Here is a 23,798-nt window from a genome sequence, read left to right on the forward strand (position 1 = left end):
GGGCCGCGCCTCGGTACGTCGTCACCCGTGCCACCCCCTCAGGAACCCTGCGGCTGACGCGCGCTGTTGGTGTCGAGCCTCGGCCCCTTGGACAGGAACTCCGACCAGGTGATCGGGACGAGGACCGGCGTCACCTTCTCGTAGCCGAGACGACTCTGCGCCTCGCTCGGTTCCGGGCGGCCGTCGGTCTGCTTGTTCTCCCCGGCACCGATGTCGGAGTGCGCGGCGTCGCTGTCGCCGTTCGCCTGGACCGCGTAGCGCAGTCCTGTGTCGGTCACGAGGAACAGCGAGCCGTCCGGCTTGGTCTGGTTGCCCTGCACCTGGGTGTAGAGCAGGCCGCTGCCGGGCGTGACGTAGGTGCTGGTGCCGCCGGCGGTGATCTCGGCCGGGTACTTCGTGCCGGCCCACGTGGTCAGGGTGGTGCGGCCCTTGTCGTCGACCTTGTTGAGCACGCTGCACACGGTGTCGCGGGCGCCGTCGCCCGTCGCCGCGTTGACCTGGGTCGACTTGCGGGTGGGCCAGCGCCGTTCGGCCCCGAACGTGCCGGAGTCGGGCGTGAAGGACGCCGCGTCGACCGTGGTGGCCCTGCCGTCCATGTCCAGGGTGTCGGTCTGCGGGGAGTTGATGAGCAGCCAGGCGGTGAAGTCGGACACCGGCTGCACCTTGCCCGGCAGGACGACGTAGTGCTGCGGTCCGGAACCGGTCTGGGCGAGCAGGACCATGCCGACCCGGTCCTCGGTCTGGCTCAGTCCGCTCCCGCCCGCGCCGCCGATCCCGGCGGCGGTGCCGACCTGGCCGGGGATCTGCGGGAACTCGACGGGACTGCCGGTGTGCAGGGTGGCGAGCCAGTCGTCGGTGACCTGCTGCGGTTCCTTGTTGAGGCCGACGAGCGCGGTGGTGAGACCGGCCGACTGGGCCGGGTCGCCGGGCACCGCGTACTTCGTCCCGGTGTGGTCGACGAGGTAGCGGGCGTTGTCCTTCTGTCCCTTGACGTACAGGATCTGCCCGTCGCCGAGCTTCTCGCCCTTGCCCTCGGTGCGCTTGAAGTCCCGTTCGGCGAAGACGAAGGTCGCCTTCTGGACGCTGGATCCCTTGCCGCCGCCGGGCTGTTCGCACACCGCCCAGCGCTTGGCGCGGCCGGCCTCGTCGGCGCCGGGGAGACGGTCGGGCGCGTACGGGATGCCGAGGATCGGGCCGCGCGGCGGGTTGCCCCCGTCCAGCACCTTGTCGTCGACCTGGATGACGGCGAACTCCTGCGGGGTGAGCAGGAGCCGGGCGGACGCGAGGTTCAGGACGGGGTGGAGCAGCGTCTTCTTGCCGTTGCCCTTGCCGGTGGTGAGCACGACGTACCGGGTCGTCGACTGCTTGCCCACGATCACCTTGGTGCCGGGCTTGTCCCAGCCCTTGGGCGCCTTGGGGCTGAACATGCCCCAGGCGCCGAAGCCGGCGAGCACCAGCGCGCCGACGATGAGGCCCGGCACGACCGCGCGCAGCGGCCTCGGCGCCCCCTCCTCCGTACCCGAGGGAGAGGGTTGGAGAAATGCGGCCACCGTGCGCTTCTTCGCAAAGGTGTACGCGTTGAGTTCGTCCCGCCGTGATGCCATGAGTCCCCATTTTCGTCAGGCGCAGTCTTCACCGACGGATCCGGGGAGCATGGCACCCGGGCCCCGGCTGTCGGACCGGCCCCCTACTATGCCTGCTGTCCGGTGGTGCTTGTGGGGCGGGTAGGGTGATCCAGCCGCCAAAGCCCTGGCGGGCCAGGGGTGATCGGGACGAATTGGGGGGATTCTCCATGATGGCATCCGCGACGCGGACACGGTCCGCTGCGGGGGCACCCTCCTCCGCGCCTCGGACGCGGCCTTCGACCGACGGTCCGGGGACTCCGGCGTCGGTCTCCCCGCGACTGCAGGCACGGCCGGGACACTTCGGATCGTTCCGATTGCAACAACTCGTACTGATTGAGGTCGCGGCCGCGTTGCTGCTCGTGGCCTGGGTCGTGGAGCCGTTGTTGCTGGTCCCCGCCGGTGTGGTCGCGGCGCTGCTCGTCCTGCTGGCCGTCGTGCGCCGGCACCGCCGCTCGATGCCGGAGTGGCTGACCACCTTCCTGGCGCTGCGCGCGCGCACCCGCCGTGCCGCCGCGCTCGTCGTGCCGGAGGGCACGGAGCCGGGCCTGGCACCGGTGGTGGAGTGCGATCCGGCCCTGCGCACCTACGCGTACAGCGACCGGGACCGCCGTCCGGTCGGGATGATCGGCGACGGCACCTTCCTCACCGCGGTCGTGCGCGTCGAGTCCGACGCCACGGCACTGCGCCCCGACCGCTCGGCCCGGCCGCTGCCCGTCGCGCTCGTCCGGGACATGCTGGAGGTCGACGGCATCCGGCTGGAGTCCGCCCAGATCGTCCAGCACACCCAGCCCGCGCCCGCTCCGCACCTGCCCGCGCAGTCGATGGCGGCCCGCAACTACGCGCCCCTGCAGGCCCAGACGGGGTCGCCGGCGCTGCGCATCACCTGGATCGCGCTGAAGCTCGACCCCGAGCTGTGCCCGGAGGCGGTCGCCGCCCGCGGCGGCGGCATGGAGGGCGCGCAGAAGTGCGTGGTGCGCGCGGCGGACCAGCTGGCCAGCCGGCTGGCCGGAGCGGGCTTCCGGGCGACGGTGCTGACCGAGCAGGAGCTGACGGCGGCGATCGCCACCTCGACCTGCGCGAGCCCGATGGCCATCGCCCAGGCGGGCCGGGGGCAGGCGCAGGCGCGCCGCACCCAGGAGACCGCGCGGACGTGGCGGGTCGACGACCGGCGGCACACGACGTACTGGGTCGGGCGCTGGCCCCAGTTGGGCGGGGCGGGCGGCGGCGCCGGCGCCTCGATGCCGCAGCTGATCGCGCTGCTGACCTCGCTCCCGGCACTGGCGACGACGTTCAGCCTGACCCTGAGCGGCGGCGACCGCCAGGAGGTGACGGTGACCGGCCACGTGCGCATCACCGGCCGGAGCGACGAGGAGCTGGTCGCGGCCCGCCACGAACTGGAGCGCGCGGCGCGCGGGGTGAAGACGGGTCTGGTGCGGCTCGACCGCGAACAGGTTCCGGGAATGCTGGCCTCGCTGCCGCTCGGAGGTGCGCGCTGATGTCCTACCCTTCTGCCTCTCCCTCTTCTTCCCACCCGTCCTCCGCCTACCCGGCGCCCGCGCCGTCCTCGCGCGGCACGGCCGGGAGTTCGGGTTCCGGCCGGCGTGCGGGGCGGTCGGCACGGCCGCGGTTCGGCTTCGGGCTCGTGGGCCCGCGCCGCGACCGTCACGCCGTACCGCTCGACCAACTGGGCGCGCTGACCCTGCCGGTCGGCGACGACGGCCTGGTCATCGGCGTGGACGCCGAGAGCCGGCCGGCGGTCCTGGGCATCAACCGGCCCACTCCGTACGAGGTCACGCTGATCGGCGGCCTGTGGACGGCCCAGGTCATCGCCCTGCGTGCCGCCGCGACCGGTGCCCGCATCGCGGTGGAGACCGGGCGCGCCCAGGCGTGGACCGCCCTCGCGCAGGCCGCCGGGGGCGGCCAGCCGTGCATCACGCTGCACGACGTCGGCCGGGTGCCGCCGCAGGGCGCGTCGGCCGGCAGCCCCGTGGTCGTGGTGCGGGACTGCGGCATGCGACCGCCGCGCGGCCGGGTCGTGTCCGGTCCCTGGCAGTCGGTGGTGACGCTGCTCCCGTATCTGAGCCCGGTGGCGCCCCGGCTCCTGGAGAAGTCCTCGCTCGTCGGCGTCCAGCGGGTGTCCCCGGACGAGGCGACGCAGATCGGCCGCATCATGGGTCTGCCGCGCGGGGAGTCGGAGGCGCTGTCGACGCTGGCCGACGGGGTGACCCTGTGGTGCACGCCGAGCGACCGGCAGTTCGTGATGACGCAGGCGACCGACGCCGAGACCGGATTGTTGGGCAGCGCGCGCCGTATGGACTGAAGACACGATTGCCTTCAAGTCCGTCCGTTTATGTACCGTTTTGGATCGCCATGGGATCGCCGGGGTGTTCACTCTGCGGCGCGGGTAGGTCACTTGAGGGCGAGACCTGACCCCGGGGGACGGGCGCGGGCGGGCCGACGGCCCTGCCCCACCGACACGGATGGCGATTAGGGTGGGAAGGGCCCGCCCACGACGGCACAAGGGTGCGCGACCACACCAGGAGGCAAAGTGAACGGCGATCGGGACGAGATCCGGGGGGGCTGGAATCCGCCCGTCGACGATCAGTCCGACGCGGATCCCGCCGAGATGACGGGTGAGTTCACCATCGACTACACCCCTCCGGCCTGGTACACGCAGAACGCGTCGGGAGGTTCGGGCACGGCGGGCGCCACCGCCCCGCCGCCGACCGGTGCGCCCGTCGCCGTGCCGGGGCTCCCGGCGGGCAGCGGTTTCGAGCCCAACTGGGCCCCCGCGCCCCAGGCTCCCGCACCCTCCGCGCCGGTGCCTCCCGCGCCCGTTCCGCCGGCGCCGCCCGCGACTCAGGCACCGGCACCGCAGGCGCCGACACCGCAGGCACCGCAGGCAGCACTGCCTTCCGCGCCGCAGCCGCCCGTCCCGTCGGCGGCCGTACCTCCCACTCCTCCCGTACCGGCACCCGCCCCTCAGGCACCGGTGGCCCCGTCGCCCGTCACCGCGAGCGCTCCCGCCGACGGCGGTTCGCTCGGGGGCGGCGACCTGGAGAGCGGTGCCACGATGCGCTTCTCCCCCGCCGCGCTCCGGCGCGAGATGGCGGAGATCTCCGAGCGCGCCGAGAACGCCCGGTCCGAGACGCCCCCGGCCGCTCCGACGGTGGACGCGCAGGCCGGTGACGTGCCCGCTGCCACCGGCTCCGGCGAAGGCCCGGCCGACGGTGCGGACGGCGCCGCGGGTTCCGGCGCGGAGGCCGAACCGGCGGCGGTCCAGGCCGTCTCCGGCGACGCGGCCACCCCCTCCGACGACGCCGGCTCCTCCGCGGAGGCACAGCCCGATGCCGCCGCCGCGGACGCTCCCGAGGCGGCTCAGCCGACGCCCGTGGGCGCGACGGACGACGCGCCCGAGGTTCCCGTGGCGGACTCGGCGGGCGGCGACCCGACGCGGCTCGGCCAGGAGCCGGTCGACGCCCAGGCCGCCGACGCCCAGGCCGCCGACGAGGAGCAGGACGGAGCGGCTCCGGTCGCGCCGGCCGCGGACGCGACCGCGGCGGGGACCGAGCCCCCTCGGGACGCCGTGCCGGGCGGGCAACCCGCCGCGGCACTGCCGCCCGCCCTGCCCCCGGCCCCCGAGCAGTGGAGCCCCGCCGCCCCGCAGGGCGGTGCCGGGCTTCCCCCGCTGCCGCCGTCCTTCCAGCCGGCCGCTCCCGCCGCCGCTCCGCAGTGGCCGGCGTCCGCGCCGCAGGGCGACCCGTCGGCTCCGCAGCCCGCGCCGCAGCCCGGAGCCGCACCCGCGCCGTGGCCCGCACCCGCGACGCCGGCCGCCGGCGCGCCCGTGCCGCCGCAGGCACCGGGCGGCTACGGCTTCCCACAGCAGCCCACCGCCGATTCCCCCGCCCCGCAGGGCGGCTACGGCTTCCCGCACCCGGGGCAGCCGGGGCCCGCGCCCGTGCCGCCACAGGCACCCGGCGGCTACGGCTTCCCACAGCAGCCCACCGCCGACTCCCCCGCCCCGCAGGGCGGTTACGGCTTCCCGCACCCGGGCGCCCAGCCGCCGGCCGCGCAGCCCCCGGCCGTCCCCGTACAGCCCACCCCCGCCGCCCCGGCGCCGCAGGACGGTTACGGCTTCCCGCACCCCGGTGCCCAGCCCCCGGCCGTCCCCGTGCAGCCGATCCCCGACCCCTCGGCGGCGCAGGGCGGTTACGGCTTCCCGCACCCGGGCGCCCAGCCGCCGGCCGCGCAGCCCCCGGCCGTCCCCGTACAGCCCACCCCCGCCGCCCCCGCGCCGCAGGACGGCTACGGGTTCCCGCACCCCGGGGCCCAGCCCCCGGCCGTCCCCGGACAGCCCGCCCCGGGCTACCAGGCACCCGTGCCGCACCAGGACGTGTCGCAGGCGCCGGTCGATCCGCGGACCGGTGCCGCCTGGCCCACGCCGGTCACGCACGACCAGCGGGAGCGGTCCGTGCCCGGCGCCCCGCTCGGCTACAACGCCGCCGTGGAGCTCTCCTCCGACCGGCTGCTGCGCAACAACAAGCAGAAGGCCAAGTCCAGCCGGAATCCCGGCGCCTCGGCCCGGTTCAAGCTCGGCGGCAAGAAGGAGGAGGCGGAGCGGCAGCGGAAGCTCGACCTGATCCGCACGCCCGTCCTGTCCTGCTACCGGATCGCGGTCATCTCCCTCAAGGGCGGTGTCGGCAAGACCACGACGACGACCGCGCTCGGCTCGACCCTGGCGACCGAGCGGCAGGACAAGATCCTGGCGATCGACGCCAACCCGGACGCCGGCACGCTCGGCCGCCGCGTGCGGCGCGAGACCGGGGCAACGATCCGTGACCTCGTCCAGGCGATCCCGTACCTCAACTCGTACATGGACATCCGCCGCTTCACCTCGCAGGCGCCCAGCGGTCTGGAGATCATCGCCAACGACGTGGACCCGGCCGTGTCGACGACGTTCAACGACGAGGACTACCGGCGGGCGATCGACGTCCTGGGCAAGCAGTACCCGATCATCCTCACCGACTCGGGCACCGGTCTGCTCTACAGCGCGATGCGCGGTGTGCTCGACCTCGCCGACCAGCTGATCATCATCTCGACGCCGTCCGTCGACGGTGCGTCCAGTGCCTCGACGACGCTCGACTGGCTCTCCGCGCACGGGTACGCGGAGCTTGTGCAGCGGTCGATCACGGTCATCTCGGGTGTCCGCGAGACCGGCAAGATGATCAAGGTCGACGACATCGTGCAGCACTTCCAGACGCGCTGCCGGGGGGTCGTCGTGGTGCCGTTCGACGAGCACCTGTCCGCGGGCGCCGAGGTCGACCTCGACATGATGCGTCCGAAGACCCGCGAGGCGTACTTCAACCTGTCGGCGATGGTCGCGGAGGACTTCGCGCGGGCGCAGCAGGCCCAGGGCCTGTGGACCGGCGACGGCCAGGGCGGCCTGCCGCCGCACATGGCCCCGCCGATGCCCGGCCAGCCCCAGGCGTACCCCGGCCAGCCCGGCCAGCCCGGCCAGCCCGGCCAGCCCGGCCAGCAGCCGTACCCGCCGCACTACGGCCAGCCCGGTGTCCCGGGGCAGCAGCAGCCGTACGCGCCCCAGGCCCCGCAGCCCGGGCAGCCGTACGGCGCCCCGGGAGGCCACCCGCAGGCTCCGCAGCAGCCGTACCCGCCGCAGCACGGCCAGCCCGGCCAGCCCGGGCAGTACGCCGCTCCGCAGCAGCCGGGGCAGCCCGGCATGCCGCAGGGCTGGCAGCAGCAGCCCGCGCCGCCGCAAGCGGAGCAGCAGGCTTCTGCGCCGCCCGCCGGATGGCCGCATCAGCAGCCTCCGCAGGCACCCCCGCAGGCTCCGCCAGCCCCTCAGCAGTAAGGCGTCAGAGGACTGGACCAATGAGGCTCCGCATCGGCTCCCCGATGCGGAGCCTCATCGCATTCCCGCAGCCCACAAGGGGTTTGAGTCATCGTTGACGCATGTCGGCCACCGCTGATAGACCTTCGCTTCACCAGTTGGCGCCCCAAGATCCACGACGCGAGGTCACGTCCCATGGTCATGGTCACGAAGGTTCCACCCCGTCCGGTCGCCCCACGCAGACTCGTCCGACTCCTCCTCGCCGCCGGTGTCACCGCCACCGCGCTGGCGGCCGCACCGCAGGCCGCCCAGGCCGCGCCGGCCGCCGAGGGCGACGCCAAGAGCGGCGGCAACACGCTCACCGTGGCGGTCTCCCAGAGCATCGACTCGCTGAGCCCGTTCCTCGCCCAGAAGCTCACCTCGACCAGCATCCACCGGTTGGCCTACGAGTACCTGACGAACTACGACCCGAAGGACGCCAAGCCCATCCCGGGCCTGGCGACCTCGTGGACGTCGTCACCGGACAAGCTGACCTGGACCTACACGATCCGCAAGGACTCGAAGTGGTCCGACGGGCAGCAGGCCACCGCCGAGGACGCGGCCTGGACCTTCACCAAGATGATGACGGACGAGAACGCCGCCACCGCGAACGGCAGCTTCACGTCGAACTTCAAGAAGGTCAGCGCACCCGACCCGCAGACGCTGGTCATCGAGCTGAAGAAGCCTCAGGCCACCATGACGGCCCTCGACGTGCCGATCGTGCCCCGGCACGTCTGGGAGAAGGTCGGCGACTTCTCGAAGTTCAACAACGACAAGCAGTTCCCGATCGTCGGCAACGGCCCGTACGTCATCACGGACTTCAAGGTCGACCAGTACATCAAGCTGAAGCCGAACAAGTCCTTCTGGCGCGGCGCACCGAAGTTCGACGAGCTGGTGTTCAAGTACTACAAGGACGGTGACGCGGCCGTCGCCGCGCTGCAGAAGGGCGAGGTGTCCTTCGTACCGAACCTGACGCCCGCTCAGGCCGATGCGCTGAAGACCGCGAAGAACATCAAGGTCAACGACGCTCCCGGCCGGCGCTTCTTCGCGCTCGCCACCAACCCGGGCGCCCGCTCCAAGGACGGCAAGACCTTCGGCAACGGCCACCCGGCGCTGCTCGACCCCGCCGTCCGCAAGGCGCTCTTCCTCGCCGTGGACCGCACGACGATCGTCGACAAGGTCTTCCAGGGCCACGCCGTGGAGGGCGAGGGCTACATCCCGCCTCGCTTCGGCTCCTACTTCTGGAAGCCCGGGAGCGCGCAGAAGCTGGCCTACGACCCCGCCAGGGCCGGGCAGGTCCTCGACCAGGCCGGGTACCGGAAGAACGGCGAGGGCAAGCGCGTCGGGAAGGACGGCAGGCCGCTGGACTTCCGGATCCTGTGTCACGCCACCGACCCGAACGACAAGGCGATCGGCAAGTACCTCCAGGAGTGGTGGGGCAAGCTCGGCATCGGCCTGAAGGTCGAGTGCCTCGACAGCGTCAGCGACCCGTGGCTCAAGGGCGACTACGACCTGGCCTTCGACGGCTGGTCGGTGAACCCCGACCCGGACTACGTGCTGTCCATCCACACCTGCGGGACCCTGCCGGCGACGCCGAAGGACTCCGGCGCCACCGACAACTTCATCTGCGACCGGCAGTTCGACACGCTGTACGCACAGCAGGCGGTGGAGTACGACGCCGCCAAGCGGGCGGATCTGGTCAAGCAGATGCAGTCCAGGCTGTACGACACCGGGTACATGAACATCATGGCGTACCCGAACGCCCTCGAGGCGTACCGAACGGACCAGATCAAGTCCATCACGACGATGCCGGAGGCCGCAGGCAACCTGTGGGGCCAGGACGGCTACTGGAGCTGGTGGTCGGCCGTGCCGGCGGCCTCGGCCGGCGGTTCCGGCTCGGACGGCGGCTCCTCCACCGGAGTGATCGTGGGCATCGGTGCGGCCGTGGTGGTCGTGGTCGGCCTCGGCGTCCTCCTCGGCCTGCGGCGCCGCTCCACCGCCGACGACCGCGAGTAGTCCGTGACGACGGCAGGCACCCCCGCCGACGTGGCGCGGACCGGACAGGTCCGCGCCACGGACGGCGCCTCTCGCACCGGTACGACCCTCCACTACCTCCGCTACGTCGCGGGCAAGCTGGGCGGCGCGGCCGTCTCGCTGCTCGCCGTGCTGGTCACCAGCTTCTTCCTGTTCCGGATCATCCCCGGTGACCCGGTCAAGGCGATGACGCACGGCATCCCGACCTCGGCCGAGCAGCTGGCCACCCTTCGCCGGCAGTTCGGGCTCGACCTGCCGCTGTGGCGGCAGTTCGCCGAGTACTGCACCAAGGCGCTGAGCGGCGATCTCGGCACCTCGTACCAGTTCCACGCCCCGGTCGGCGAGCTGATCGCGCAGAAGCTCCCCGCGACCCTGCTGCTGACCGGCGTGGCCGTCCTCGTCTACTCGGCACTGGGGCTCTGGCTCGGCACCCGCTCCGCCTGGAACCACGGCGGGCTCGGCGACCGGGTGAACACCGGCCTCGCGCTGACCCTGTGGTCCGTGCCCTCGTTCTGGCTGGGCCTGCTGCTCATCATCGTCTTCTCCGTCGGCGTCGGTCCGATCCCGGGCCTCTTCCCGACCGGCGGCATGGAGTCGGGGACCGGCGAGACGGGCTTCGCGTACGCGCTCGACGTCGCCCACCACCTGGTCCTGCCGGTGGTCACCCTGGTCGCCGTCGGCTACGCCCAGACGCTGCTCGTCATGCGTTCCTCGCTGCTGGACGAGATGGGCAGCGACTACCTGACGACCGCGCGGGCCAAGGGACTGCGCGACGACGTCGTCCGGCGCCGGCACGCGGTGCCCAACGCACTCCTGCCGACGGTGACGATGGTCTTCATCAACCTGGGGCACGTGGCGGCCGGATCGATCCTGGTCGAGACGGTCTTCTCGTGGCCCGGCCTCGGCGGCCTGTTCTACCAGGCGCTCAGCGTGCCCGACCTGCCGCTCGTCCAGGGCCTGTTCGTGGTCTTCGCCGGTGCGATGATCCTGATGAACCTGATCGCCGACCTGCTCTATCCGCTGCTCGACCCCCGGGTGGGCCGATGACGACGACCTCTCTGACGTGGACCCGGCGCAGGAACGCCGTGTCCCGCTTCTGGCGGCAGTACCGCGGCCACCGTGCCGGGCTCTACGGCCTGGCGGGGCTCGCCCTGATCGCCCTGCTGGCGGTCACGGCCCCGCTGACCGTCGGCGCCGACGTGCAGTCGGTGACGAACGCCCCCGGCACCGCGCTGGAGTCGCCGAGCGCGGAGTTCCCGCTCGGCACGGACCAGTTCGGCCGGTCCCTGCTCGGCCTGCTGATCTGGGGCGCGCGGATCTCCCTGCTGGTGGGACTGCTCGCGGCGACCCTGTCGGTCGCCATCGGCACCCTGGTCGGGATCATCGCGGGCCATTACGGCGGCTGGTTCTCCACCGTCGTCATGCGTGTCACCGACTGGTTCCTGGTGATGCCGACGCTCGTCCTCGCGATCGTGCTGGCCACGGTCATGGACCGGTCCATGTGGACGGTGATCCTGGCGATCGGCGTCACCAGCTGGCCGACCACCGCCCGGCTGGTGCGGGCGCAGACGATCGCGGTGGAGTCCCGGCCGTACATCGAACGGGCCACCGCGCTGGGCGGCGGGCACGGGCACGTCATGACCCGGCACGTGCTGCCCAACGTCATGCCACTGGTGCTCGCGCAGACCACGCTGGGCATCTCCACCGCGATCCTCACCGAGGCGACGCTGGCCTTCCTCGGGCTGGGCGATCCGACGGTGGTGTCCTGGGGAGGCATGCTCCAGGACGCCCGGGAGGCGGGCGCGGTCTCCTCCGGCCACTGGTGGTACCTGGCCCCGCCCGGGATCGCGATCGCCCTGGTGGCGCTCGCCTTCACGCTGTGCGGACGTGCCATCGAGTCCGTTCTCAACCCGAAGCTGGGGGTGGGGCGTTGAGCCTGCTCGAAGTACGGAATCTGACGGTGACGTACGGCACGGGAGGGTCCGCCGTCCCCGCCGTGCGCGGTGTCGACCTCACCCTGGCGCCGGGACGCAAGCTCGGCGTGGCCGGCGAGTCCGGCTGCGGGAAGTCGACGATGGCGCTGGCGATGCTGCGGCTGCTGCCGCCCTCGGCCCGGCTGACCGGCGAGATCCTGCTCGACGGCGAGGACGTGCTGGCGATGAAGTGGGGCCGGCTGCGGGCGGTGCGCTGGGCGGGGGCGTCGATCGTCTTCCAGGGCGCGATGCACTCGCTGAACGCGGTGCAGCGGATCGGCGACCAGATCGCCGAGCCGCTGCTCGTGCACGCGCGGGCGACCCCGGCCGCCGCGCGCAGGCGGGTCGGCGCGCTCCTGGAACAGGTGGGGCTCCCCGCGTCGCGGGCACAGGCGTACCCGCACGAGCTCTCGGGCGGCCAGCGGCAGCGGGTGATGATCGCGATGGCGCTGGCCTGCGACCCGCGGCTGATCGTGGCCGACGAGCCGACGACCGCGCTCGACGTGATGATCCAGGCGCAGATCCTGCGGCTGATCGAGCGGCTGGTGGCCGACGAGGACATCAGTCTGCTGATGATCAGCCACGACCTGGCCGTGCTCGCCGAGACCTGCGACCGGCTCGCGGTGATGTACGCGGGCCGGGTGGTCGAGGAGGGCCCGGCGCGGGAGGTGTACGAGGCCGCGCAGCACCCTTACGGGCGGGCGCTGTCCTCGGCCTTCCCCCGGATCGGCGACCCGGCGTCCCGGCGGGCGCCGCGCGGGCTGCCGGGCGATCCGCCGGACCCGGCGGACCTGCCGGCCGGCTGCGCGTTCCACCCGCGCTGCCCGGTGGCGGTGGAGGAGTGCGGCGAGCGGGACCAGGAGCTGCGGGTGGCCGGCGCGGAGCGCCGGGCGGCCTGCGTACACGTCGGGAGCACGTCATGAGCACGGTGGTGTCGGACGCCTCGGCCCCGGAGCCCCCGGAGCCCGTGGGGCCTTCCCCGGAAGCGGACGGGTCAGCTCCGGAGAGGAGCGGGCCGGGTCCGCGGGCGGGCGGGGACGGGGACCGGGTGACGAGCCCGCTGCTGTCGGCGTCCGGACTGCACGTCACCTTCCCCGGGCGGCGCGGCGCGCCGGCCGCGCGCGCCGTGGACGGGGTGGACCTGGACATCGGCGCGGGCGAGATCGTGGCGCTGGTCGGGGAGTCCGGCTGCGGCAAGACGACGCTGGCGCGCTCGCTGCTCGGGCTGGTGCCGCCGACGTCCGGCGGGATCACCTTCGCCGGCGAGCCGCTGTCGTACACCTCCCGTGCCCTGAAGGCGTACCGGAAGCGGGCCCAGCTGGTCCTCCAGGACCCCAGTGGCTCGCTGAACCCGCGGCACACGGTCTACGAGGCGGTGGCGGAGGGGCTGCGCATCCACGGCTACCGGGGGGACGAGCGGGCGGCCGTGGCCGGGGCGCTGGCGCGCGCCGGGCTGCGCCCGCCGGAGCGCTTCTTCCTGCGCTACCCGCACGAGCTGTCCGGCGGGCAGCGGCAGCGGGTCGTCATCGCGGGCGCCCTGGTGCTGGAGCCCGAACTGATCGTCGCGGACGAGCCGGTGGCCTCGCTGGACGCGTCGGTGCGGGGCGAGATCCTGGCGCTGCTGCTGCGCCTGCGGGACGAACTGGGCCTGTCGGCGCTGGTGGTGACGCACGATCTGGGTCTCGCCTGGAACATCGCGGACCGGGTGGCGGTGATGTACCTGGGGCGGATCGTGGAGACCGGGACCGTGGAGTCGGTCCTGACGTCCCCTCGGCATCCGTACACGCAGGCCCTGTTGTCGGTGCTGCCCGAGTCGGGGACGGAACCGGTGATCCTGACGGGCGAGCCGCCGGACCCCTCCCGTATCCCGTCCGGCTGCCGGTTCCACGCCCGCTGCCACGTCCTGGCCTCGGGCCGGGCCGCCGCGGTCGCGGACCGCTGCCGGGGCGAGGCCCTGCCGGTCCTGTCCGGCGACGGGACACGCGACGCGGCCTGCCACTGGGCGGCCGCCGGGAGCTGAGCGGGTCCCGGGAAGCCGAGCCGGCCGCCCGCCGCGCACCGGACGGGCGGGGGCCGGTGGCGACCCGGCCCCGTCCGTCCGGACGGGACAGCCCTCAGCGCAGGTCGTAGGCCTCGGTCAGCTCGCGGCACCGCTTGACGTCCGCCGCCATGGCGACGAGCAGATCGTCCAGGGTGTCGAACTTCAGCATCCCCCGGACGTACGCGAGGAAGTCCACGGCCACGTGCAGGCCGTACAGGTCGAGTCCCTCACGGTCGATGGCGTACGCCTCGACGGTCCGCTCCGTGCCGTTGAACTGGGGGTTCGTGCCGACCGAGATCGCCGCCGGCATCCGCTCGCCGTCGGCCGTCAGCCAGCCGGCGTACACGCCGTCCGCCGGGATCGCCGTGTGCGGCAAGGTCTCGACGTTGGCCGTCGGGAAGCCGAGCTCGCGGCCCCGCTGCGCGCCGCGCACGACCACGCCCTCGACACGGTGCGGCCGGCCGAGGATCTCGGCGGCGCCCGCCATGTCGCCCTCGGAGACCAGCCGGCGGGTGAGCGTGGAGGAGAACGGATCCCCGCCGCCCGCGGTGCCGCTCACGTACAGGTCGATGACCTCGACCTCGTAGTCGTAGGTCGCGCCCAGTTCCGTCAGGAAGGCGACGTTGCCGGCCGCCCGGTGACCGAAGCGGAAGTTCGGGCCCTCGATGACGGCCTTCGCGTGCAGCTTGTCGACCAGGACCTTCACGATGAAGTCCGCCGGGGACAGCTGGGAGAACTCGGCCGTGAAGGGCAGGATCAGCACCGCGTCCACGCCCAGCTCCGCCATGAGCTCCGCGCGCCGGTGGTGCGGGGCGAGCAGCGGCGGGTGGCTGCCGGGCCGCACGACCTCGGAGGGGTGCGGGTCGAAGGTGACGACGACCGCGGGGACGCCCAGCTCGCGGGCGCGCTCCACCGCCCGTCCGATGATCAGCTGGTGCCCGCGGTGCACACCGTCGTAGGAGCCGATGGTGACAACACTGCGCCCCCAGTCCTGGGGGATGTCCTCCAAGCCACGCCAGCGCTGCACTGTGACCGCTCCTCGTCCGCCTGTTCGCCGATTACGCAGGTCTAAGACTGCCATGTCCCCGGCCGTCCGTTCGCATCGGCATGGAACTGCCGAGGCCCGACAGGGTACGTCGGGTGCTCGGGCCGACGAGCAGGGCCCAGTCGTCCGGGGCGGCCGACAGCCAGCCCACCAGCAGCACGCCGAAACGGGGGACTTCGCGCGCGAGCTCGACGAGGCGCCGGTCGAAGCGGGTGGCACCCTGCGGAGTGCGCACGAGGAGCAGCCCGACCCGGTGGACGAGGTCCCGGGTGCGGCCTTCCGTGCGGCGCTCGCAGTCGAGGGCGGCGGCGCGCAGCAGGGCGTCGAGGACGGCGGGATCCCGCGTCCGGTCGTACTCGAAGTGGAGGAGTACGTCGAGGAGCTCGCTCCGCAGGAGCCGGGAGGCACCGGTGCCGGGCGCGGCGAGGACGGGGGCCAGGGCGCACCGGACCTCCGCCGGATGGCCCAGGATCAGGCCGGTGACCAGGGGGAAGAGGACGGCTCGGGCGGTGGGGCCGTCTTCGAGGCGGCGGTCGACGAAGGCGGCGACCGGCCCGGCGTTCTCGGGGTGGCGGCCGGCGTGGTCGCGGACGAGGGCGGCGGCCCGGCGGGCGAGGGCGGGCGTGGTGAGGCCGGCGAGGACGCGCAGGACCTCGCCCGCCCGCTCGGCCCCGGCGGTGTCCAGGCGGTCGCGGAAGGCGGCGAGGACCGGCTCGGGATGGGTGGCGAGGGCGGCGGCGAGGGCCGCCGCCGGGACCGTCGGATCCGCCAGTGCGCGTGCCAGGTGCCCGGGACGGCTGTGCGGGTCGCGGACCAGCAGCCCGAGGGCGGGGCCGTGGAGGGCGGGATCGCCGGGCCGGGCGAGCAGGGCGAGCGCGGCGTAGCGCAGGAGCTCGCGGTCGGGTCCGGTCGTGACGTGTCCGGCGACGAGGCTGCCGTACGCCGCGGCCGCCGCGCGCCGCTCCGGGCGGCCGTCGTCGTGCGCCCAGCGGTCGACGGCCCGGGCGACGGCGGCCGGCTCGTCCTCGGCGAGCGCGGAGAGCAGCCCTTCGGCCAGCGGGTGCGTGGTGGCGACGAGTGCCTCGCACAGGTCGTCGACGGCGAGCCGGCGGTGGGTGTGGAGCAGCGCCTGGGCGGCGGTCGCGACCGTGGCGTGCGGGGCCGCGGGCAGTGCGCGCACGTCGGCGAACCAGCGGCAGAGCGCCGGCTGCACGTCCCGCGGCCGGGCGGCCAGACGGTCGGCCACGGTGTCCAGGTACCGGGCCGGGCCGGCCGGGCCGCCGGGCGCGGGGTCGGCGGTCACGAGGCGCCGCAGCAGGTCCATCCGCTCGTCCTCGCCGAGGCGCAGCTCCTCCCAGAACGAGGGGCCGAAGGGGGCGAACACCCCGGGCGGTCCGGGGGCGGGGGCGGGCGTGCCGGACCCCACGGGCGGGACCGCGACGGGGCCGCGCGGCTGCGGGACGGTCGGGGGTTCCGGCCGCCGGCGGCCGATCCGGTCCGCCAGGAGGCGCAGGACCGGCAGGCAGGGCCTGGGGTCGGGCAGTCCGAGCAGGGTCCCGGCCAGCAGGCGGGCCGCCCACCACGCCTCGTCGGTGCCTCCGAGGTCCGCGTCCGCGCGGCGGTCCAGGGATTCGGCCAGGGCGGCCAGCCGGGGCACGAGGGCCGTGGTGCCGTCGTCCCGGGCGAGCTGGAGCAGGGCCTGCAGGACCGGGCCGATCCGGTGGCGCGGGACGGGGGCGGCGCACGGGGGCCCGTCGTCCGCCGCGGTCCGGTCGCGGTGGACCAGGGTGTGCAGGGCGCCGTCGACGTCGAGGTGCGCGCCCTGGAGCCGGTCGGCGAGTTCCTCGTGGCCGAAGCGGTATCCGTCGCCGGCGGGCACGAGGAGGCCCTCGGCCAGGACGGCCGGGGCCCAGCCCGTGCTCCACGGGAAGAGCGTCTCGAAGGACGCGCGGTCGAGCGCGCCCTGCCCGGGGCCGAGGCAGCGGCGGGCGGCCTCGTGGACCTGTCCCGAGACCCTCGCCGCGAGCCGGCGCACGGCGGCGCCGCGCGGGACGGGGTGGCGGGCCGCGGCGATCCGCACCGCGATCCGCAGGCACACCAGGTCGAGGTGTGCGGTGAGGATCTCCGTACGTCCCGGTCGGCCCGGCACGTCCGCGGGCAGTGCCGCCCGCACCTCGGCGAGCAGCCGCAGCGCGAGCGGGTGCCGGGCGTCCTCGGCGGCGAGATCGGTGTCGGCGAGCCCGTAGCGCTCCCGCGCGGTGCGCGCCTCGTCCTCGGACAGGTCGCCGAGGAGGACGGGGTCGGCGGCGCCGCCGGGCCCGTAGAGCGGCCGGGCCTGTTCCCAGTGCTCCGGCCGGCAGCCGAGCAGCAGGCGGACGCCGTGGGCGCGGAGCCAGCGTTCGGTCCCGCGCGTCCACGCGGAGAGGCGGGCGGCGAGGGCGGGCGGCATCTCCTCCGGGCCGTCGAGGACGACCAGCAGCGGTCGGCCGGCGTCCCGGGCGAGGGCGGCCACGCGCTCGGGGGTGGCGGTCGTGACGTCGCCGCGCGCGCCGGACGCGGCGACGATCCGGCCGGCCCGTTCCAGGGCGCGGCCGACCGCGGCGGCGACCGTGTCGTCGTCGGTGCGCAGGTCGGCGCCCCGCAGCCAGACGGTGGGGGCGGGCTCCGCTCCCCGGGCCCGGTGGGCGCAGTGGGCCGCGAGGGCGGTGGTCCGCCCGCTGCCGGGGACGCCGACGAGGGCGAGGACCGGGGCCGGGGCCGCCGCGAAGGCGGCGAACGCCCGCGCGCAGTCGGCCCGCTCGACGGGTGCGGGCCACGGCTGCGGGGTGCCGTCGGCGGTCCGGTGGCCGGGGGCGCCCCCCGCGGCTCCCGCGCCGCCGGCGGTGGCGAGTGCGGTGCAGGTGGCGGTGAGCTCCACGACGCCCGCCAGGTTCAGGTCGCGTCCGTAGCAGGGGACGGTGGCGCCGTTGTGCCGGAGCAGCGCCGCCAGCGGCCGGGCGGCCGCGGGCGGGACGGCGTGTCCGGCGGCCGGCCGGTCGCCGTGCAGCATCGCCCCGAGGACGCCGAGGACGGCGCCGGTGGCGGCGTCCAGGACGGGTCCGCCCGCCGCCAGGCCGCCGGGCCGCAGCGCCTCGGCGCCCTCGGTGCCGACGGCCAGGGCGAGCGCGTCGCCGATCAGGTGGCTGCGGCCGCCGGTCGTGTAGGTGGCGGGCCCGGTGCCGAGGACCCGGGCCTCCCGCCAGCCGTGGGCGGCGATCCGGACGTACTCGCCGGGCTCGGCCGCGGGCCGTTGCGCGATCGGCAGCGGGGGGACGCCGAGCCCTTCGGTCCGCACCAGGGCGAGGCCGTGCTCGGGCAGCGGGGTGACGGCGTCCGCCGCGGAGAGGCACGTCCGGTCGCCGGGGGCGTGCACGACGACCCGGGAGAGTCCGTCGACGACCTCGTGGGCGGTGACGACGGTGCCGCGGTCGTCGGCGAGGAACCCGGTCCCCCGGGGCAGTCCCGCCGGATCGCAGATCCGTACCAGTGTCGCCAGGTCCCCGCTCGCCATGGGTCGACGTTAGGTCGGCGGTGATCACCGGGAGAAGCGCGCACCCCGAAAGCGCCCTGTGCGCTCCCCCGGTTCACTCCGAGCGCCTGCCCGAACGGGTGAGATGGGCGGCGGCGGTGGACAGACAGTCCTCCGAGGGGGGGTGGGGGCGGGCACGCGTGGGGGCGGGCCCGCACGCGTGCCCGCCCCCACGAAGAGACGGCGAAGTGAGCCGAGGGGACGCCGGAGAGCGTCAGCCGAAGACGGCCAGGCTCTTGGCCTTGCCCTTCTGCTCCTCGACCAGGGCGAGCAGTCCGCCCTCGGGGCCGAAGACCGCGACCGGACCCGGCGGGTACGCCGGCATCTCCAGGCGGACCCCGTTCAGCAGCAGCCGGGCCCGCTTCTCGTCGACGTCCCAGCGGGGGAACGCCGCCGAGGCGGCCTCGGCGACCGGCATGACGGTCAGCTCCTCCTGGAGCTGCTCGAGGGTCTTCGCGGCGTCCAGCTTGTACGGGCCGACCCGGGTGCGGCGCAGGGCGGTCAGGTGCCCGCCCACGCCGAGTCCCGCGCCGAGGTCCCGGGCGAGTGCCCGGATGTACGTCCCGGAGGAGCACACCACCGAGACGACCAGGTCGACCACCGGTGTGCCGTCCTCGGCGACGGCCTCGCGGACGTCGTAGACCTGGAAGGAGTGGACGGTCACCGGGCGGGCCGGGATCTCGAACTCCTCGCCGCCGCGCACGCGCGCGTACGAGCGCTTGCCGTCGATCTTGATGGCGGAGACCTTCGACGGCACCTGCATGATGGCGCCGGTCAGTTCGGCCACGCCCGCGTCGATGCCTTCGCGGGTGACCCCGGACGCGTCCACGGAGGCGGTGATCTCGCCCTCGGCGTCGTCGGTGACCGTGGTCTGGCCGAGCCGGATGGTGCCGAGGTACTCCTTCTCGGTCAGCGCGAGGTGACCGAGCAGCTTGGTCGCCCGCTCCACGCCGAGGACGAGGACGCCCGTGGCCATGGGGTCGAGCGTGCCGGCGTGGCCGACGCGACGGGTCCTGGCGATCCCGCGCATCTTGGCCACGACATCGTGCGAAGTGAAGCCCGACGGCTTGTCGACGATGACAAGGCCGTCGGGCGTCTTGTTCTGCGTGCTCATTCGGCGGTCGTGCCGTCCTCGTCCTCGTCAGGCTTGCGGTACGGGTCGGCCTCGCCGGCGTAGGCGGCGCCCGAGGACGCCTCCCGCACCTTGGCGTCCGAGGCCCGCGCCTTGTCGAGGAGGTCCTCGATCGTCTTGGCGGTCTCCGGAAGGGCGTCCGCGACGAAGGTCAGCGTCGGGGTGAACTTCGTCCCGGCCGCGGCGCCGACGGCGGACCGCAGGATGCCCTTGGCGCTCTCCAGGCCCGCTGCGGCGCTGGCCCGCTCCTCGTCGTCGCCGTAGACCGTGTAGAAGACCGTGGCCTCCCGCAGGTCACCGGTGACGCGGGTGTCCGTGATGGTCACGTGCGTACCCAGGCGCGGGTCCTTGATGCCGCGCTGCAGCTTCTCGGCGACCACCTCCCGGATGAGGTCCGCCAGCTTCTTCGCCCGCGCGTTGTCGGCCACTGGTCCTTCTCCTCTTTCGTACTTCTCGTACGACTCGTACTTCTCGTGGTGCTCAGGTTCAGTCTTCGTCGGTGTGGAGCCTGCGTCGAACCGACAGCAGTTCCACCTCCGGCCGGGCGGCGACCAGCCGCTCGCACCGGTCCAGCACGCCGCTCAGGTGCCCGGGATCCCCCGAGACCATCGCGACGCCGATCCGGGCCCGTCGATGGAGGTTCTGATCGCCGACCTCCGCCACGCTCAGCCCGAATTTCCGCTGGAGCTCGGCGACGATCGGCTTGACGACGGAGCGCTTCTCCTTCAGCGACCGCACGTCGCCGAGGAGCAGATCGAAGGACAGTGTCCCCACATACATGTATGTCCGGATGTCCCGCCGGTTCGGGTTCAGTGGCCCCGCCGACCACTCGGCGGGGACATCGGAACCGACCGTACACGCAACGGCCGGGGCCGATCGACGGAATAGTTTCCGCCGACCGGCCCCGGCTCACTGCTGCGATCAGACGCGCGGCTTCTCGCGCATCTCGTACGTCGCGATGACGTCGTCGATCTTGATGTCGTTGAAGTTTCCGAGGTTGATACCACCCTCGAAGCCTTCGCGGATCTCGGTGACGTCGTCCTTGAAGCGGCGCAGACCGTGGATCGTGAGGTCCTCGGCGATGACCTTGCCGTCGCGGACGAGGCGCGCCTTGGTGTTGCGCTTGACCTCGCCGGAGCGGATGAGGACACCGGCGATGTTGCCCAGCTTCGACGAGCGGAAGACCTCGCGGATCTCCGCCGTACCGAGCTCGACCTCTTCGTACTCCGGCTTGAGGAGGCCCTTGAGCGCCGCCTCGATCTCCTCGATGGCCTGGTAGATCACCGAGTAGTACCGGACGTCGACGCCCTCGCGCTCCGCCATCTGCGCGGCACGGCCGGCCGCACGGACGTTGTAGCCGATGACGATGGCGTCGGAGCCCATCGCCAGGTCGATGTCGGACTCGGTGACCGCACCCACACCACGGTGCAGGACCCGGATGTCGACCTCTTCACCGACGTCGAGCTGGAGCAGCGAGGACTCGAGAGCCTCGACCGCACCGGACGCGTCGCCCTTGATGATGAGGTTGAGTTCCTGGACCAGACCGGCCTTGAGCACCTTGTCGAGGTCCTCGAGGGACACCCGGCGGACGCGCTTGGCGAAGGCGGCGTTGCGCTCACGCGCAGCACGCTTCTCGGCGATCTGACGGGCCGTACGGTCCTCGTCGACGACCAGGAGGTTGTCGCCGGCACCCGGCACGTTGGTGAGACCGAGCACCAGGACGGGAGTCGACGGGGTCGCCTCCTCGACGTTGTTGCCCTTGTCGTCGAGCATCGCCCGGACGCGGCCGTACGCGTCGCCGACCACCACGGTGTCGCCGATGCGCAGCGTTCCGCGCTGGACCAGGACGGTCGAGACGGCACCGCGACCGCGGTCGAGGTGGGACTCGATCGCAATACCCTGCGCGTCCTGCTCCGGGTTGGCCCGCAGGTCGAGCGAGGCGTCGGCGGTGAGGACGACGGCCTCGAGCAGCGAGTCGATGTTCAGACCCTGCTTGGCGGAGATGTCGACGAACATCGTGTCGCCGCCGTACTCCTCGGCCACCAGACCGAACTCGGTCAGCTGACCGCGGACCTTGGTCGGGTCCGCACCCTCGACGTCGATCTTGTTGACCGCGACCACGATCGGCACGTCGGCCGCCTTGGCGTGGTTCAGCGCCTCGATCGTCTGAGGCATCACACCGTCGTTGGCCGCCACCACGAGGATCGCGATGTCGGTCGACTTCGCACCACGGGCACGCATGGCGGTGAACGCCTCGTGACCCGGGGTGTCGATGAAGGTGATCTTGCGCTCTTCACCGTTGACCTCGGTGCCGACCTGGTAGGCACCGATGTGCTGGGTGATGCCACCGGCCTCGCCCGCGACGACGTTCGTCTTGCGGATCGCGTCGAGGAGTCGGGTCTTACCGTGGTCGACGTGACCCATGACGGTGACGACCGGCGGACGGGAGACCAGAGCCTCTTCGCCGCCCTCGTCCTCGCCGAACTCGATGTCGAAGGACTCGAGGAGCTCGCGGTCCTCTTCCTCCGGCGAGACGATCTGAACGGTGTAGTTCATCTCCTCGCCGAGCATCGTCAGCGTGTCGTCGGAGACGGACTGCGTGGCCGTGACCATCTCACCGAGGTTCATCATCACCGCGACGAGCGACGCCGGGTTGGCGCCGATCTTCTCGGCGAAGTCGGTGAGGGAGGCACCGCGCGACAGGCGAATGGTCTCGCCGTTGCCGCGAGGCAGCATCACGCCGCCGACCGACGGGGCCTGCATGGCCTCGTACTCCTGGCGCCTCTGCCGCTTCGACTTGCGACCGCGACGCGCGGGACCGCCGGGACGACCGAAGGCGCCCTGCGTGCCACCACGGCCACCGGGGCCACCGGGACGGCCACCGAAGCCGCCGGGACGACCGCCGAAGCCGCCGCCGCCACCGGGACCGCCGGGACGACCGCCACCGCCGCCACCGGGACCGCCGGGACGACCGGCGAAGCCGCCACCGCCACCGCCGGGACCGGCCGGACGGCCGGCGAAGCCGCCGCCGGGACGACCGCCACCGCCGCCGCCCGCGGGACGACCGCCGGGGCCACCGGGACCACGACCGCCAGGGCCGGGGCGCGGGCCGGCAGCGGGACGCTGCGGCATCATGCCCGGGTTCGGACGGTTACCGCCGGGCGCGCCGCCCGGACGGGGAGCCTGCGGACGCGGCATGCCACCGGGGGTGGGACGCGCGCCGCCCGGGGCACCGGGGCCGCCGGAACGCGGCGCGCCGCCGGGGCCGCCCTGCGGACGCGGGGCACCCGGAACGGCACCGGGGCCGCCGGGACGGGGGGCACCGCCACCCGGACGGGGCGCCTGCGGGCGCGCCATTCCGGTGGAGCCACCCGACGTGAAGGGGTTGTTGCCCGGACGGGGACCGGCCGGACGGGCGCCCGGACGCGGCGCACCCTGACCCTGCGGACGCGGGGCACCCTGGCCCTGCGGACGCGGAGACTGCTGGCCCGGACGCGGCGCGCCCTGACCCTGCGGACGTGCCGCACCGCCACCGGAACGCTGACCGGCTGCCGGAGCGGCCGGAGGCGCGGTGAACTCGGGGGTGGCCGGAGCCGGGGTGACCGGCTTGGGCGCGGGCTTCGGGCCCGGGCGGGGGCCCGAGGCGGCCGGAGCCTGGGAGGGGGTGCTGCTCGCCGGGGCCGCCGGGGTGACCGGGGCGGCGGGCGCGGCGGGGGCCGGCTTGGGGGCCGGTGCGCCGGGCTTCGGGGCAGCGGGACGTGCCGCGGATGCCGGAGACGGCGCCGCGGGCTTCGAGGGGGCGGCCTTGCGAGGCGCGCCCGGCTTCGCAGCGGACTTGCCGGCGTTGCCGCCGGGCCCCTGCAGTGCGTCAGTCAACTTGCGCACGACCGGCGCCTCGATCGTCGAGGACGCCGAACGGACGAATTCACCGAGTTCTTGGAGCTTGGCCATGACGACCTTGCTCTCCACGCCGAACTCCTTGGCGAGTTCGTATACCCGGACCTTAGCCACTTCGCTCCTTTTAGGTCCGGATTACCGCCGGACCGTCGCTACTTCATGGGCGTACTCATCGCGTACTCATCGAGTGCTCATCGCAATCTCGACCTACTTCCAACTCGCGAGGTACCTGACCGCACGGTTATCCGTGCCGTACTTCTTCTTACGGTGCTGCCTGCTCGACGAACCGTCGGACCGAAGCCGCTTCGAGTGGTCCCTGGACCTTGAAGGCCCTCGGAAACGCCCTGCGGCGGACCGCCAGGTCGAGACAGACCGAGGCGGGGTGCAGGTACGCACCCCGGCCGGGCAGCGTACCGCGATGATCGGGGACACATTCGCCCTCGACCGCCACGATGCGCAGCAGATCGCTCTTGGCCGCTCGCTCCCGGCATCCCACACAGGTTCGCTCAGGGCACGCGCGGGCATGCGTCCGGCCAGACACGCTTAAGTCTACCTCCCCGTAACGACCCTCCCCGTTGGGGGGAGGGATCGAACGG

16 protein-coding genes are annotated in these 23,798 nt (G+C 73.7%); 8 read left to right on the top strand and 8 right to left on the bottom strand.

What is annotated here, in order from left to right:
• Positions 1 to 38 precede the first annotated feature (38 nt).
• Positions 39 to 1,604 carry a type VII secretion protein EccB gene (gene eccB / locus ACGFZF_RS19415; RefSeq protein WP_393555657.1) on the bottom strand — a complete coding sequence of 522 codons (1,566 nt, stop codon included), beginning with the start codon at positions 1,602 to 1,604 and terminating at the stop codon, positions 39 to 41.
• Between the two features lie 191 nt (positions 1,605 to 1,795).
• Between eccB and eccE the strand changes: the two genes are divergently transcribed.
• The 8 genes from eccE (at position 1,796) to ACGFZF_RS19455 (ending at position 13,539) form a co-directional block, all read left to right on the top strand.
• The gene (eccE, locus tag ACGFZF_RS19420; RefSeq protein WP_393556189.1) at positions 1,796 to 3,121 is read left to right on the top strand and encodes a type VII secretion protein EccE; all 1,326 of its coding nucleotides are present in this window, start codon (positions 1,796 to 1,798) and stop codon (positions 3,119 to 3,121) included.
• A complete protein-coding gene (locus ACGFZF_RS19425) occupies positions 3,121 to 3,945 on the top strand; it encodes a hypothetical protein (RefSeq protein ID WP_393555659.1) in 825 nt (274 codons plus the stop codon). Before eccE ends, ACGFZF_RS19425 begins: the two co-directional genes overlap by 1 nt.
• A 228-nt stretch (positions 3,946 to 4,173) precedes the next feature.
• Positions 4,174 to 7,494 carry an SCO5717 family growth-regulating ATPase gene (locus ACGFZF_RS19430; protein ID WP_393555661.1) on the top strand — a complete coding sequence of 1,107 codons (3,321 nt, stop codon included), beginning with the start codon at positions 4,174 to 4,176 and terminating at the stop codon, positions 7,492 to 7,494.
• Between the two features lie 180 nt (positions 7,495 to 7,674).
• The gene (locus ACGFZF_RS19435; RefSeq protein WP_393556191.1) at positions 7,675 to 9,528 is read left to right on the top strand and encodes an ABC transporter substrate-binding protein; all 1,854 of its coding nucleotides are present in this window, start codon (positions 7,675 to 7,677) and stop codon (positions 9,526 to 9,528) included.
• 3 nt (positions 9,529 to 9,531) lie between these two features.
• Positions 9,532 to 10,593, top strand: a complete 1,062-nt coding sequence (locus ACGFZF_RS19440; protein ID WP_393555663.1) for an ABC transporter permease — start codon at positions 9,532 to 9,534, stop codon at positions 10,591 to 10,593.
• Positions 10,590 to 11,480, top strand: a complete 891-nt coding sequence (locus ACGFZF_RS19445; RefSeq protein ID WP_393555665.1) for an ABC transporter permease — start codon at positions 10,590 to 10,592, stop codon at positions 11,478 to 11,480. Before ACGFZF_RS19440 ends, ACGFZF_RS19445 begins: the two co-directional genes overlap by 4 nt.
• Complete coding sequence (locus ACGFZF_RS19450) at positions 11,477 to 12,442, top strand: ABC transporter ATP-binding protein (protein ID WP_393555667.1); 966 nt, start codon at positions 11,477 to 11,479, stop codon at positions 12,440 to 12,442. The genes ACGFZF_RS19445 and ACGFZF_RS19450 overlap by 4 nt, the downstream gene beginning before the upstream one ends.
• The gene (locus tag ACGFZF_RS19455; protein ID WP_393555669.1) at positions 12,439 to 13,539 is read left to right on the top strand and encodes an ABC transporter ATP-binding protein; all 1,101 of its coding nucleotides are present in this window, start codon (positions 12,439 to 12,441) and stop codon (positions 13,537 to 13,539) included. Before ACGFZF_RS19450 ends, ACGFZF_RS19455 begins: the two co-directional genes overlap by 4 nt.
• A gap of 94 nt (positions 13,540 to 13,633) precedes the next feature.
• Here the strand turns inward: ACGFZF_RS19455 and ACGFZF_RS19460 are convergent, their stop codons facing one another.
• From ACGFZF_RS19460 to ACGFZF_RS19490, 7 genes are all read right to left on the bottom strand, one after another.
• Positions 13,634 to 14,587: a bifunctional riboflavin kinase/FAD synthetase gene (locus ACGFZF_RS19460; protein WP_356609364.1), complete on the bottom strand. Its 954-nt coding sequence runs from the start codon at positions 14,585 to 14,587 to the stop codon at positions 13,634 to 13,636.
• A 31-nt stretch (positions 14,588 to 14,618) separates the two neighbouring features.
• Positions 14,619 to 18,155: a trypsin-like peptidase domain-containing protein gene (locus ACGFZF_RS19465; RefSeq protein ID WP_393555672.1), complete on the bottom strand. Its 3,537-nt coding sequence runs from the start codon at positions 18,153 to 18,155 to the stop codon at positions 14,619 to 14,621.
• A 232-nt stretch (positions 18,156 to 18,387) separates the two neighbouring features.
• Positions 18,388 to 19,287 carry a tRNA pseudouridine(55) synthase TruB gene (gene truB, locus ACGFZF_RS19470; protein WP_393555674.1) on the bottom strand — a complete coding sequence of 300 codons (900 nt, stop codon included), beginning with the start codon at positions 19,285 to 19,287 and terminating at the stop codon, positions 18,388 to 18,390.
• On the bottom strand, positions 19,284 to 19,733 hold the full coding sequence (gene rbfA / locus ACGFZF_RS19475) for a 30S ribosome-binding factor RbfA (RefSeq protein WP_147979960.1): 450 nt from the start codon (positions 19,731 to 19,733) through the stop codon (positions 19,284 to 19,286). The genes truB and rbfA overlap by 4 nt, the downstream gene beginning before the upstream one ends.
• A 58-nt stretch (positions 19,734 to 19,791) precedes the next feature.
• On the bottom strand, positions 19,792 to 20,085 hold the full coding sequence (locus ACGFZF_RS19480) for a DUF503 domain-containing protein (protein WP_147979959.1): 294 nt from the start codon (positions 20,083 to 20,085) through the stop codon (positions 19,792 to 19,794).
• A 141-nt stretch (positions 20,086 to 20,226) separates the two neighbouring features.
• Complete coding sequence (gene infB, locus ACGFZF_RS19485) at positions 20,227 to 23,316, bottom strand: translation initiation factor IF-2 (RefSeq protein ID WP_356604374.1); 3,090 nt, start codon at positions 23,314 to 23,316, stop codon at positions 20,227 to 20,229.
• 148 nt (positions 23,317 to 23,464) lie between these two features.
• On the bottom strand, positions 23,465 to 23,743 hold the full coding sequence (locus ACGFZF_RS19490; protein ID WP_147979958.1) for a YlxR family protein: 279 nt from the start codon (positions 23,741 to 23,743) through the stop codon (positions 23,465 to 23,467).
• Between the last annotated feature and the right edge of the window lie 55 nt (positions 23,744 to 23,798).

Origin of the sequence: Streptomyces sp. NPDC048338 (assembly GCF_043201055.1) — a bacterium.
Classification (GTDB): domain Bacteria; phylum Actinomycetota; class Actinomycetes; order Streptomycetales; family Streptomycetaceae; genus Streptomyces.